The sequence below is a fragment of the Leptolyngbya sp. ST-U4 genome (assembly GCF_039962215.1).
GTDB lineage: Bacteria > Cyanobacteriota > Cyanobacteriia > Elainellales > Elainellaceae > Leptolyngbya_A.
The window spans coordinates 1-14,301 of sequence record NZ_JAMPKZ010000012.1; the positions used below are offsets into that span (position 1 = coordinate 1).

The window sequence follows — 14,301 nt, forward strand, 5'->3', positions numbered from 1 at the left end:
AATCGCGAGTGGTCTGTGAAAATGCGTTTGCTGGAGTCAAGCGTTACAATGCGGTGAGCGCTATCTATCGCAATCGAAAAGCGGAGTTTGATGATCACCTTATGCTAACCGCAACAGGATTATGGAACTTCTACCTGACTGCGGCATAGGAAGAACTTGAAAGGTCGCATTGGCTAGCTCTGTTCTTATTTCCCGACAACTCTAGTTTCTGCTGCTAGTGCTTCATGGGTGCGTGTCACGTTCTTGGTAGGAAAATCATAGCTGCTGATTGAGGTAAGCGCATCGCTGCGCCAACACTTTTGGCACATGGGCGGGCTTCCATCTCGCCCCTGAAATCTGCAAGCGACGGTCAATCTCTGGAGTTTAGACTAAACGAAGGATGGAACAGCTAAAAAAGAGCAGCCAAAATAAAGAAACTGGCTGCTCCTGCCATTCTGAGAAAAGCACTACCAATCCTCAGAGGCCGATATGAATGCTGACAAATTGCTTGCGTTTCGTCAAACTGCCTATGAGTGCTTAGGACGCGCTCATGATGCGATGTTTGAGTTGGGTGACGCAGTCTTGAGTAGTCCCAGGGTGAACAGCTTTGCTGAACTCAGTTGTAGTCCTCTGTTCCGACGGCAATGGTCGAGTCTGTACGAAGCCCTGCAAGATAGCCGACCGCAGCGTCGCAAGTTAATGCAGCTGTACATTGAGCAGATGAGTCAGATGGAGCGACCGGTAATTGCAGGTGACCACACGATCTGGGCACGCCCCTATGCCGTCACCTTGCAGGAACGCACCTACGAACATCAAGCCACAATGTTAGGCAACCGCCCGGTTGGGGTCGGACAGGGATGGAGTACGCTGACGTGGATTCCCGAAGCGGGCAGTAGTTGGGCGTTACCCTTACGACTCGAGCGCATCACCAGCTTTGAAAGTCCCATTAGCAAAGCCGCCTGGCAATTGCGCCAGGTGTGTCAGGCACTAAATGTCCGGGCGATCTCGTTGTGGGACAGTGAGTATGGCTGTGCCCGGTTTGTGCTGGCAACGGCAGATATTGCTTGTGATAAGTTGATACACTTGCGCTCGAATCGTTGTTTGTGGACAGCACCGCCTGCTTATGGGGGCAGGGGCAGACCGAGCGTGCATGGCGACAAGTTCAAACTCAATCACCCCACCACTTCATCACCCCGACCAGCAGAGCGAGGTGGATGACCCAAAACAGGGACGGTTGCGCTTACAGGGCTGGCACAAGATGCACTTTCGCACCACCGCTAATCATTCAATGCAACTAATCTTAGTGGAACGACTTGCTCAATCGATGGCTGCCCTTTTTACCCAGCTTGGCACACCGACCCAAGTTCCCAAACCGCGAGGAAAATCACCAGGCTGGATACCAGGACAATCTCGTACTCCTCGTGTTCGCGCGCCCATTGTCAAAAAACGCTACTCCAAACGCAAAAAGCAAGCTCAAACCTCTGCCTGAACGTTTAGCATCCAGTTCCTCTAACCTTGCTCAAGTCTGCATTACAGGCTGGGCTTATTTCCGCTTGGTCTAAACTCCAGTCATAACAATCGCGCAGGTAAAGGCGAACGTCGTCACTAATCAAATCACTGCCATCGCGAATTAGAGCATTGAGTGCCTCTCATTGGAGCCAGATTGCCCGTCGTAGGATCAGCAGTTCTCGCTTCACTTGATGAATTTTTTTCAGGGTCTGTTGAGTTGGGTTCTCTACCACCTCTCCTACGAGATCCTCGATCAATTCGCCGTAGGCTTCCAAAACAGGGAAGAATCGGTAATGTTCTAGACCTATGGACGTGAGAGAGAATAGAGCTACGTCCACCTCCAAACGTCCCGATGGTTTTAGAATCCGTACTGTACAGGAACGCTGGTGATGGCACGCGATCGCTCAGGACAGTGGGACAATCCTGTCCGCCTAGTGTCTACGTCCAGCATCAAAAAGCCTTTCTAACCTACGCTTTTGGTGGTGCTGAACACTGGAATGGTCGCCCTCTGAGGGACGCACATTAAGAATTAGTGGCTGAGATGGGCTTAACTGACAGTCACTTCGATGCGATCGCGGAGGATCTAGTCGCGACTCTAGTTGAGATGGAAGTTCCCCAAGCCTTAATTGAAGAAGTAGTGCAAATTGTTGGCTCCACTGCTTCTCGAAATGCTGTCTTAAATCGCTAAGACCTGCTTGTAACCACAGCTGAACTATAAAAAAATAGTTTTGGCGATAGTTCCTCCAGGTTTAGCAAGACACCTTTACAGGAACATCAAACATTGGACGTAGTTGCTAGGCGAATTTATTTTTAGTTAGTTTGACGACTAAAACAACCGCTAGAAATAGAGCGCAGCACAATACTGCGACTAGCGTTTCGTGGATTCTTGGTGAGACCACTACGATAAACCCCTGCCCTTTAATCAAAGCAGAAAAGCTTGAGACGCAGAATGGCATCAGATATAACCTGAATGTTTGCCAGGGATCACTTCTGCTAGTCTTGCCAGAAGAAACACTGAATAAGAGACCTGTCCCAATGACCGCACTGATACCAATTGAATTAATCCATATCTTCAGCGAAGGATCAAAATAGAAATAAAGGATTACAAGATACCAAATGAAATAGCACCAGAGAATCGCTTTATCTAATTTGATTTCATCAAGATATTGAATCAACCCTTTCATACATTACTGAACTACAGCAACGACATTCTTTAATTTCGCCACGACTGAGCAAATGGCTCTTTGTGTGTTAGCTGCAAAACTGAGAAAGAATTGATAACAGACCAACAAAAACGGTGCTACCTTTAAGCTTCTTCAAAGTAGAACTATCTCACTAATCGCCATGAGCTTTCTGTATAGAATGCAGCTTTAGGTGAACACCCTACCCATCTCCGTCAAGCTCAACCTCGCATACCTCACAGAGACGAGCGGGATCGTCAACATCAACTACCTCCTTGAATCAAGATAGAGCATGAGTAGACATCGGAGGGGATAAGGCAAAGCCAGGCTTGTTTGCCTTACCATCGATCGCTTTTGCGACACAGCCGCCTGTCTTCATCGTGATCGATCGCAGTAAACACTACTCATCAATCTGCCACAGCTCCTTGTTGTATCCTTCATCCAGCACCTTCTTCGGACGCAAAACTAAAATCACGCGACCCAGCAACGTTTTCTCTGGAGCTTCCTCAAACCAATCAATCTGAATCTGTCCCTCCTGCTCGATTGCAAAGTAGCTGTTGTCCTGCCATTCGCGTTCCGCCCGATCGATCACAATCATCACTTCTTCGATCGTTTCTAAGTCATTATTGGGAAGCCGATCGCTGTCTGCCAAAAACGCAACCGGATCTTCCGCCGCAAAAATCACCTGCCAACCCGGTAAGCTAACCCATACTCCTGTGCCCGAAAACTGAACAAGCTGAAACGTTCCCTGCGGCTCGACCAGCGGCACTGCCTGAAGATCGGCGATCGCCAGCGGTAATTTCCCTACCACAGGCAAAATTCGTGGCTGCTCAGTCGCAGACTCTAACCGATAAAAAGGCAATCGCGGAGCAGGACGACTGCGCGTAACCGAAAAATCAGTTAACAACTTTTCAACCTGCTTTCGGGCAGTCTCACTCTCTGCAAACCGCAACGCCTGGGCAATAAGGCGCGATCGTGCCTGAAGGTCAGTCTGCTGCCGCGCCAGCTTCCAGTAGTAGTAGGCAATTCCATCGCCAGCCGCAGCGGTAAACCCCGTAGGCGGATTAGAGAGCCGCGAATACTCCTTCATTGCTTTCGCCACATCCCGCGCCGCTTCTGAATCGATTCCTTTTTCAACCGCCAGGGTCGCCGCCGCCGCCCGATCTGCCTGAGTTAAGATTCGAAATTCATATAGCGTATCGCTCCCAGTCCGCTCGAACCGCGCCAGCACATCTGGACTCACCGTTCCAGAGGCGATCGACTGATAAACCTGAGCTGCCACAATCACCTGATTTTGCTGAACTGGCTCAAATCCCGTTTCCTCAAAAATTTGCTGCGGCGAATAGCCTGCCTTCTGCAACTGCTGACAGGCTTGCCCCCAGACAACCCAATTTTCTTCTTTGCGTCGGAGTTGCTTCAGCAGAACGGCTGCCGCTTCGCTATCTAATGAATTCGACTGCTCCGAAGAGTCGGGCGGTAAAACAGACATAAAACCAAACCTGGCAAACTTCACTTTAAATTTTAGAAGTTGGTGGGGCGATCGCTCTCCCTCATGCAACAATCTGTCGAAATTGCAGGGGCGATGCAAGGCTGTTTCTCCCAAGGCGATACGAAGCAGTTCCTGCTTTGGAGCGATCGAGCCCAGCAAGGATGGACTTTATTCTGCCCACCGGCTTACCTGCACTGGCGACGATTTGGCAGCAATACTTGCGTCGCTTTGCGATCGATCAAGCTAGTTTTGGGGCGTTAGATCTGCAACGTTTCAAACTGCTTCTAGGAAAGATAGGCTTGAAGCTGCTGCGCTAGAACCTGCACGTGGGGCAGTTTAAGCATCGATAAATGATTGCCCGGAACAGAATGCACCTGAACTCGATCGCATAATTGACTCCAGCCCAGTGTGGGATCAGAACTGCCGTAGTCCGAGGGATTCGTCGCTTTGAAGAGGGTTACAGAGCCAGGATAGAACTGCGGCATATAGCGATAAGCTGCCTGGCTGTTCGCATAAAAAATTCGCATCAGCGGCACGATCGCCGATTCATCTTGGAGCCGGAGCCGCGCATCGGGCATCAGGCGCGTAATTGCAGACCATTGCCAGCGCGAATACCAGGATTTCCAGCGTTGCGATTGGGGCAAAGCATTCGGCAGGGTATTCAGGACAGGAAATCGATTAGTGACGATCGCGCCATAGTCTAACAAGAACGGCAGCGTAGACCAGAGCGCAGTTTTCAGCAAAAACTTGAGGCTCTGTACCAGAGAGGGCTGCTGATGGGCAAGGGGGGCGGGCGTATCGAGAATTGCTAACAGCGCAACGGTTTCACCTGCTTGGCTAAGCTGCTGCGCCATCTCGAAGGCAACCAGCCCACCAAAAGACCATCCGCCCAGAAAATAGGGTCCGTGAGGCTGAACGGCTCGCATCGCTGTAATGTAATAGGCTGCCATCGCCTCGATCCGGTTAAACGGCAGATGTTTTCCGTCTAATCCGAGCGGCTGAAGCCCATAAAAACTGCGATTCACTGCTGAACTAGTTTCTAAAAGCTGCGCCAGTTCTAGATAGGGAAACACCACGCCAAATATCGGATGCACACAGAAAAAGGGCGATCGCGTAACGCTCCCAGGACGATATCGATTTCCCTCAACGGTTAGGGGAACTAGCGGCGATCGGGCTTTTGCAGAATTACTATTGATAATTTGATCAGTTAGTCGATCGTCATTCGATCGCGGAACAATTTCTAAATTAGATTTAACAGCCTCAGATTTAACAGCCTCAGATTTAACAGCCTCAGATTTAACAGCCTCAGATACAACTGATTGATCGAGCCGTGAATATTGATAGTTTGACGACAAGGATACCAGCGTTGATGACTGAGCCAATCTCTCTGTCTTTGTTCGGAGTGTGTCTGCTCGGGCTGTGTCTGTTCGGGCTATGTCTGTTTGAGCTGTGTCTGTTTGAAAATCGCTTTCTGACCGCTTCGATCGCTGCCATCGATAAACCGATCGATCCAGACGCCCAATTGGCGGAGACTGCATGAGAGTGCTATCGCGAAGTCTGTCAATCGCTGGAGCAAGTTGGGCGATCGTGGGAGTTTCAAAGACCCGGCGGAGCGGGAGTTCTACCTCAAACCGATCGCGAATCCGCGAAGTCATCTGGGTTGCCAGCAGCGAATGCCCACCCAGTTCAAAAAAGCTGTCGTGAATGTGGATTTGCTGAAGCCGCAGCAGCTCTTTCCAAATGTCGATCAGGGCGAGTTCGGTAGGAGTTTGGCTTGCTTCATTGGCGAGAAGATTTGGGCTTGGAGCCGATTCAAGCGATTGCCAGTCGAATTCATTCTGTTCGAGCAGGGCAGCGCGATCGATCTTGCCGTTGGGGGTGAGGGGAAGGGTTTCGAGCGGCACAAAGGCAGTGGGAATCATGTAATCAGGTAGGGCTTGTCCCAGAAAAGCGCGAAGTTCAGGAATAAGCTGCCGGGCAACCTGAGACTGAAGCGGACTATTGGTATAGCGATGCCAGGATGAATTCTGGGACAAATCCTGAGATGAATTATTCTGCTGAATTGTGCGTGAATGAATCCGTGAATAAATTGGTGAATTGAGCGGTGAATGAGTCGCAAAATTAACTTCCGAGGCAATGCCATTTCTAATTTCATTCTTGATGTCATTTCTAATTTCATTCCGAATCAAAACAACATCATAGGTTCCGGCTTGGGAATCGCTCGACCAGCTTATTTCAACCTGATAAGGCAAAACCTTTTCTAGATCCCACCAATCTTGTGGATCAATCGCAGTTTTAACAGAATTCTGTAGCTTTTCCCGAAATTTTCCTACTGTTTTAGGTAATGCTTTACTTGATAGCCATTCAGCCGTTTGTACAGCATTATCAACACGATCGTTGGCAATATTCCTTACCCCAAACAGATCAGGCTGATGCTCAAGCAAGTATCTTTGCGTATCGCTGACGGTTATCTTTTGAGTTTTCCAGTCTATCCATTGCATTTGCTGCAAAGGTGATCCGAAGCAGTTCTTCTTTTGGAAAAATTGGAATTCGTTCTCAGATAAATCATGCTGACCGATGTGCAGCAACACGTTATAGCGAAACTGTGTCATTTCGTTATGGCTGCGACCACGCGCAAGACGAATCTGTACCCGATGAATCCTGGGAAACGCATCGCGCAGGGCATGAAAAAAGGCAGGATCGATCGCCAGCTCTGATTCTTCAAACTGCGATCGTTCAACCTGTTGGCGAAGCTGAGTTCGTTCTGTAGTTTCATCTGCCTGAGACAAACCGACCCAGGCATGAAAAGCCTTCAGCAGCGGCAGGCTTCGCACATCGCCCAGAAACACTGTGCCGCCCGGACGCACTGCCTCGATCGCCCCTGCAATGACCTGCATTAAGTAATCCACATCAGGAAAATATTGCACCACCGAATTGAGAATCACGACATCAAACGCAGACGATGCAACGCCCTCAAAATCCGCTGCCGATCGATGCAATAATTTCACCTGAGACAATCCTCGATCATTCACCTGCCGCTGCACCGTCTCCAGCGAAACCGTCGAGAAATCGATGCCCCAGTAAGCCTCGCAGTGCGGCGCAATTTGAAAGAGCAGTAGCCCTGTGCCGCAACCAATTTCTAGCACTTGTTTAGGATGAAGAGCGAGAATTTGCTGCACGCGATCGTCTACCCATTCGCGCATCTGGGCTGCCGGAATTGGCTCTCCGGTGTAGCTGCTGTTCCAGCCTGTGATGTTGAATGCCGGATCAGCCGGACGATCAGGCGATCGATAGGTCTGGTTGTAGAGCGTCTGCCAGTGCTGGATTTGCTGGGCTTGAAGTAAGCCTGGTGTCGATTGTGTGCTGCCAGAATTGGAGTCGCCAGCGTTAGAAATCAAGGGACGAGTCAGACTGAAATAGGCAAGCAGCCGCTTGGCGTGGGAGGCTTCGCCCGTTGCTAAAACGATCGCCTCCTGAACTGCCGGATGACGTTGCAGCGCAGTTTCAATCTCGCCCGGTTCGACCCGAAATCCGCGAATTTTAATTTGATCGTCCGATCGTCCACAAAATTCTAAATTGCCATCTGCCCGATAGCGCACCCGATCACCCGTGCGATAAAGTCTCGCCCCCGAACTCGACAGACTGGCATCAAACGGATTGGCATCAAACGGACTGGAAATAAACCGGTTCGCCAGTTCAGGACGATTCAAATAGCCTCGTGCAACGCCTGCCCCGCCGATGTAGAGTTCGCCCACCACGCCGATCGGCACAGGCTGAAGCGCACCATCCAGCACGTACACCTGCATATTCGCCACCGGACGACCAATCAGCGGTGCATCACCGGGACACAGTTCGGCAACCGTTGCCCAAATCGTAGTTTCTGTGGGTCCGTAGGCATTGAAGAAGCGGCGATTGGCTGCCCACCGATCGATCACCGGACGGGGACAGGCTTCGCCTCCGGTAATCAGCGTTTGCAGCGCAGGCAGATCTGCAGACGGCAGCACCGCCAACACCGCCGGAGTGAGCAGCGCGTGGGTAATTGCATGATCCTGCAAAAACCTGACCAGAGCAGCTCCGGGCAACTGAACAGACTGCGGCGGAATGTAGAGCGTCCCCCCTGAACCGATCGCCAGCGCAATCTCAAACACTGACGCATCAAAGCTAAGCGAGCTGAACTGAAGCACCCGAATTTTGCTGGATGAATCAGCAGGTAAATCAAAAGCTTGACGCTGTGCTGCCACCACATTGCACAGCCCGCGATGGGTAATTAGCACTCCTTTCGGCGTTCCAGTCGAACCGGAAGTATAAATCACGTACGCCAGCGAATCCTGGGTAAAAAAGGGAGAATTGCCCCCTAAATCTTCCAACGTTGGAGAACTTTGAGCGTCAGAATCATCAAGCTCGGTTCCTTCCAGATCGGTTCCTTCCAGAATTGAGGGGTTAAAGGGACGGCTGAGATTTGAATTCAGCACTGAAACTTTAACTTTTTCATTCACCGCAAGCGGCTGATCGAGACAGATGATTTGCGCCTGCGATCGCGGCAAGGTTTCCCGTAGCCAGGATTGCGTCAGCAGAACGTTCATTTGTGTATCGATCAAGATAAACTCAATGCGATCGGTGGGATAGCTGGGGTCGATCGGCACATAGGCTGCCCCTGTTTTGAGAATGCCAAGAATGCCGATGATCAAGTCAGCCGATCGATCGACACACAATCCGACTAAATCATTAGGCTGTGCTCCAATTTGTTTGAGCGTATTCGCTAAGCGATCGGCTCGATCATTCAATTCAGCGTAACTGAGGGATTCCGATTCGGTGACTAAAGCAATTCTTTCAGGAAACTGATTGGCCTGTCTTTCAAATAAATGATGAAAACCGAAATGATAAAAACTGCGATCGTTTAGAAATTCGGTTGCCGTTTGATTCCACTTCACCACAAGCTGCTGATGTTCGGCAGGGGTGAGCAATGGCAGGTCTGACAGCCGTGCGTCGGGATTGGCAACAATACCATGCAACAGGGTTTGAAAATGTTCGACAAATCGGTGAATTGTGGCGCGATCGAAGAGGTCGGTGCTGTAGGAAATAAAGCCGCTTAAGCCTGCCTCAGACTGCCACAGGCTGCTTAACCCGTGCGACGGCTGCCACAGATGCACCTCCAGATCAAAGCGAGTTGTCTGCGGCTCCAGCGGCACAGGTTCCAGGCGAACTCCGGGTAATTCCAACGGCTGCATCGGCGCATTTTGCAGCGCAAAGGCAACCTGAAACAGGGGATTTCCGCTCAAATCTCGCTCTGGGTCAAGCTCCTCGACCAGCTTTTCAAACGGCAAGTCCTGATGCTGATACGCCTCTAACGCCACATTTCGCACCCGCCCCAGCAATTCTCGAAACGTGGGATTGCCCGACAAGTCCGATCGCATCACCAGACTGTTCACAAAAAAGCCAATTAACTCCTCGAATTCGCTGCGGTGACGGTTGGCAATCGGTGAGCCGATCGCAATATCGGTTTGTCCGGTGTAGCAGTGCAATAACGTTTGAAACGCTGCCAGCAGGGTCATAAACAAAGACACTCCTTCCTGCTGACAGAGTGCCTCGATCGCCCCGGTCAAAGTCGGAGAAAAGCGAAGGGGAAAGGTTGCGCCCCGATAGGTCTGCATCGCAGGACGCGGACGGTCAATCGGTAAATCTAGCCGTGAAACGTCCTGGAGCTGCTTGCGCCAGTAAGCCAACTGATTCTCCAACACTTCGCCCTGAAGCCACTGCCGCTGCCAGCAGGCAAAGTCTGCATATTGAATGGGTAATGGAGCAAGGGCTGCCGATCGTCCTTGAATGCCGGCTTGATAAAGCTCAGCCAACTCCCGAATCAGCACACCCAGCGACCAGCCATCTGCCACGATATGATGCAGCGTTAACAGCAAAATCGCCTCCGACTCGTCAAATTGCAGCAGCGTCACCCGCATCGGTAAATCGGTACTTAGATTAAAGGGACGCTGGGCTTCGGCGGTGATGAATTGTTGCAGGATATGTTCTCTATCGCTTCGCAGTTTTTTCAGGAAAGCATCGCTGGGGGCAATTGTTTGCATTGCAGTTTTCTGCAAGGACGATCGCAAATCAACGACAGGAATTGTAATTCTGGCTTCTGGTTCAATCACCTGCACAGGTTCACGATTTGCGGCGGTAAAAGTCGTTCGCAGAGCAGCATGACGACGGACTATCTCGTTAAACGATCGCTCCAGCACAGAGCAATTGAGCGATCCGGTTAGCCGAATCGCTGCAGGCACATTGTAAAAAGGATTATCAGGCGCAATTTGATATAGAAACCATAATCGCTGCTGAGCAAACGACAAGGGAAATACTGTTTCTGAAGAATTAAGTGGAATAGGCTGGGATAGGGTTTGCGGAACACGATTTTGAGAATCGGGTTGAAAGTCCGGTTGAAAGCCTGGTTGAAAGCCTGGCTGAGAATCTGGCTGTAGATTATGCTGTAGAAAATCGATAATCTCTGCTTTGCAATCGATTAACTGCTGCCTCAGTTCAGAAGTTAAAACCCCTGCTGGAGCGTTGCAGCGGAGACGCGGCGATAAAGCCAAACCCTCCGAAATAGGCGATTCCACAACCGCTAACTGAACATCTAGACGTTGCAGCTCTGCCAAAAATTCGGCGATCGAACGATGGCTCATAGCTCAATCTCCTCACGGGACGGCATTGCGGCTGATAGTTGAGCCAACGACTGAAACTGAGACAAATCCACGTCCGGCATTGCCTCAATTTTTTGTGCTAGAGCTGCGATCGTCGGCGTTTCAAACACGGTTCTTAAAGGAATTTCCACCCGAAATCGATCGCGTAGCCGCGACACAAGCTGAGTTGCTAGCAGCGAATGACCGCCCAGTTCAAAAAAATTGTCGTGAATGCCTGCTTCCCGTCCCAAAAGCTGTTGCCATAGATCGACTAAAACCTGCTCTAGCGAAGTGGTGGGCGCAGTTGCCGTGACTGGATCGGTCGATGTCAGGGTAGGCAGGGGCAGGGCGCGATGATTTACTTTGCCATTGGGCGTGAGGGGGAGCGCATCCAGAACCACAAACGCCGCAGGCAGCAGATAGGCAGGCAATTTTGCTTTGAGAAAAGAGCGCAGCTCCAGTTCTGTGACCGATAATCGCTTCACAGCTTTGGGAACGACATAGGCAATCAGTTGGCGATCGGCTTCGATTTCGCGCACGGTCAGGAGTGCCGCCTCAATTTCTGGATGCTGAAGCAAAGCTGTTTCAATTTCGCCCAACTCAATCCGAAAGCCGCGAATTTTAACCTGATAGTCGGTTCGCCCCAAAAACTCAAGATTTCCATTGGTGTCATAACGGGCACGATCGCCTGTTTTATATAATCGCTGCTGATTCACCGGATGATCAATAAAGCGTTCCTGAGTTAACTGCGGTTGGTTCAGATATCCCTGCGCTAATCCATCGCCGCCCAGATAAATCTCACCAATAATCCCAGGGGGAACGGGCATTAAATTTGTATCCAGCACATACACCTGCGTATTCGCAATTGCCTTACCGATCGGAATCGTAACCGCATTCTCCAGCACATTCTCAACTTCATACCAGGTTGAAAAAGTTGTGTTCTCGGTAGGACCATACACATGAATTAAATGCTGCGGTTTACCCTGCTCCAGAATCGTTCTGACGCGATCGGGATTGGCTGCCTCGCCACCAAACAGAAGATAAGTGAGCGATCGAAACGCCGCGGGAATTTGGCTCACCGTTTGATTCAGCAAAGCCGTGGTGAGAAACATTGCATCAATCTGCTGCTCTTGCAGTGCTGCGGCAAAGTCTGCCGGAGACAGGGTAATATCTCGCTCAATTCCCACCAGACAAGCTCCGTTAAGCAACGCACCCCAGATTTCAAACGTTGCTGCATCAAATGCCAGATTTGCCGCCTGTGCCATTCGCATTTCTGGTTTAATCTGCACATAGTTTGTATCGCACACCAAGCGGACGATCGCCCGATGCGAAACCATCACGCCTTTGGGAGTTCCTGTCGAACCAGACGTGTACATCACATAAGCAAGCGGATTGTTGGGGCAGCGATTTGCTAAATTCTCCTCAGACTCTTGTGCGATCGTCTGCCATTCCTGCTCTAAAGCAATCACCTTAACGTCATTCTCAAATAAATTCTGCCATCGCAACTGCGTGATCACGATTGGAACTTCAGCATCCTCCAACATAAAACGCAACCGTTCCGGCGGATAGTCAGGATCGAGCGGTAGGTAGGCTGCCCCAGCTTTCAAAACTGCCAGTATCGCAGCGATCGTTTCTGCAGATTGTCCCAGGCAGATTCCCACGCGCATTCCCGCCTCAATTCCAAGCTTTTGCAAATAGCGGGCAAGCTGATTACTGCCTTGGTTCAGTTCCCGGTAGGTAAACTGCTGCTGTCCAAACTGAACGGCAATCGCATGCGATCGCTGCCTCACCTGGGTTTCAAACAGCTCATGCACCGTCCAATTTTCCGGGTAGTCGGTCTGGGTTTGGTTCCAGAGGCTCCACTGCTGCTGTTGCTCTGCCTGCGTCATCAAAGGCAACGTCAATAGGCGCGAGTCTGGATTGGTCACAACGCCTTCTAACAGCCATTGAAACTGCTGCCGCAACCGGACGATCGCCGCATCGTCAAACAAATCCCGGTGATAGACCACCACGCCTCGCAACCCCTCAGACTGCTGCCATCCCTTGCCCCACAGACTTCTAAAGTTGCCGTCACATTTCCAGACATACAGTTCCAGATCAAAGCGCGTTGTTTCCGTTTCAAACGCCACCGGGCTGAGCGTTAATCCCGGCAGTTCAAGCTGCGTCATCGGCGTATTTTGCAGCGCAAACACTACCTGAAACAGCGGATTTTGATTCAAACTGCGGACGGGCTGCAATTCCTCGACGAGCTTTTCAAACGGCACATCCTGATGGGCATACGCCGCCAATGTCACTTCCCGCACTCGATCGAGCAGCACCCGAAAGGGGGGATCGTCCGACAAATTCGATCGCAGCACCAGGCTATTCACCAGAAACCCGATCAGTCCCTCCAGCTCACTGCGATGACGATTCGCAATGGGTGAACCGATCGCAATATCCGTTTGTCCGGTGTAACGGTGCAATAACGTTTGAAACGCCGCCAGTAGGGTCATAAACAGCGTTACGCCTGCCGCCTGGCTCAGCTCCTCTAGTTGATCAAGCAAGCCCTGAGGCAGCTCCAGCAGTTGGCTGGCTCCCCGATTGCTCTGCCTGCTGGGATAACCCCCTAATCCGTTGAGCACAGGCAAATTGAGTCGGGGCACATCTTTGAGCTGCTGCCGCCAGTAGTGAAGCTGAGCATTCAGCACCTCTCCCTGCAACCATTCCCGCTGCCAGCCAGCAAAATCTGCATATTGAATGGACAAGGCTGGCAACTCCAACGGGCGATCGTTCACTGCTGCTGCATAAAATTCACCCAGTTCTCGAATCAAAACCCCGCTCGACCACTCATCAAAAATAATGTGATGCAGCGCGATTAGCAGCAAATGATCGGTTTCTCCCAACCGCCACAGCCCTAGTCGAAACAGCGGACCCTGAGTCAGATCAAACGGCTGCTGCGCTCGCTCTCGAATCTGTATCAGCGCAATTTCTTCTCGGCTGCTTTCCAGTTCTTCAGCGAGAAAATCGCCTTCTGGCAAGCTCTGAAGCTCAACCAATGGCAGAGCAACCGAAACCCAATTGCAAACCACCTGAACCAGTTGCCCATCGACCACATCAAAGGCAGTTCGCAGCACTTCATGACGATGAACGATCGCCTCCAGGCTAGATTCCAGTGCCGCTCGATCCAAAACGCCTGTCAGCTTTAAGATAATCGGGATTGTGTAGAACGAAGCTCCTGGCATTAGCTGATCGATAAACCAGAGTCGCTGCTGAGCGAACGAAGCCGGAAACACAAAAACCTCTGCCTCAGCCCAGTCAGAAGCCAGGTTGAAATTGCTTTGCTTACAATCAGCCACGCCATCCCCCATTTTACCCCACTCTGTTTTAAGGGAAAATCCGAGCGAAAAATTGTCCTCTAGGATAGATTGACAGTTCAATTAATGTATTTTTTTGCTGCGATCGAATGGATTTCTTGTAGGAGGATGTTTGAAAA

The 14,301-nt window shown here is 50.8% G+C and carries 4 protein-coding genes and 4 pseudogenes; 4 read left to right on the forward strand and 4 right to left on the reverse strand.

All coding sequences use genetic code 11. From position 1 onward, the window contains the following. Both NDA02_RS17245 and NDA02_RS17250 read left to right on the forward strand, forming a co-directional pair. Positions 1-149: pseudogene (locus NDA02_RS17245) on the forward strand (IS5/IS1182 family transposase); the annotation flags it as partial. Between the two features lie 319 nt (positions 150-468). Next, positions 469-1,468: pseudogene (locus NDA02_RS17250) on the forward strand (hypothetical protein). 79 nt (positions 1,469-1,547) lie between these two features. Here NDA02_RS17250 and NDA02_RS17255 read toward each other — a convergent pair. Further along, a pseudogene (locus NDA02_RS17255) lies at positions 1,548-1,775 on the reverse strand (CorA family divalent cation transporter); the annotation flags it as partial. Positions 1,776-1,933: 158 nt separating this feature from the next. Between NDA02_RS17255 and NDA02_RS17260 the strand changes: the two are divergent. Further along, positions 1,934-2,176: pseudogene (locus NDA02_RS17260) on the forward strand (group 1 truncated hemoglobin); the annotation flags it as partial. Between the two features lie 893 nt (positions 2,177-3,069). Here NDA02_RS17260 and NDA02_RS17265 read toward each other — a convergent pair. Next, on the reverse strand, positions 3,070-4,158 hold the full coding sequence (locus tag NDA02_RS17265; protein WP_348247358.1) for a RuBisCO accumulation factor 1: 1,089 nt from the start codon (positions 4,156-4,158) through the stop codon (positions 3,070-3,072). 63 nt (positions 4,159-4,221) lie between these two features. Here NDA02_RS17265 and NDA02_RS17270 point away from each other — a divergent pair, with 63 nt between their 5' ends. Next, positions 4,222-4,419 (forward strand): hypothetical protein, encoded by a 198-nt coding sequence (locus NDA02_RS17270; RefSeq protein WP_348255467.1) that lies wholly within the window; start codon positions 4,222-4,224, stop codon positions 4,417-4,419. 23 nt (positions 4,420-4,442) lie between these two features. On the opposite strand, the gene NDA02_RS17275 is transcribed toward NDA02_RS17270, so the two are convergent. Then, complete coding sequence (locus tag NDA02_RS17275) at positions 4,443-10,832, reverse strand: amino acid adenylation domain-containing protein (RefSeq protein ID WP_348255468.1); 6,390 nt, start codon at positions 10,830-10,832, stop codon at positions 4,443-4,445. Further along, positions 10,829-14,164, reverse strand: coding sequence for an amino acid adenylation domain-containing protein (locus tag NDA02_RS17280; RefSeq protein ID WP_348255470.1), 3,336 nt, complete (start codon positions 14,162-14,164; stop codon positions 10,829-10,831). Before NDA02_RS17280 ends, NDA02_RS17275 begins: the two co-directional genes overlap by 4 nt. Positions 14,165-14,301: the final 137 nt, after the last annotated feature.

Bases quoted from the DNA above. Each gene is read 5' to 3' on its own strand.
- NDA02_RS17265 (WP_348247358.1), bottom strand. From the start codon at position 4,158: ATGTCTGTTTTACCGCCCGACTCTTCGGAGCAGTCGAATTCATTAGAT.
- NDA02_RS17270 (WP_348255467.1), top strand. From the start codon at position 4,222: ATGCAACAATCTGTCGAAATTGCAGGGGCGATGCAAGGCTGTTTCTCC.
- NDA02_RS17275 (WP_348255468.1), bottom strand. From the start codon at position 10,832: ATGAGCCATCGTTCGATCGCCGAATTTTTGGCAGAGCTGCAACGTCTA.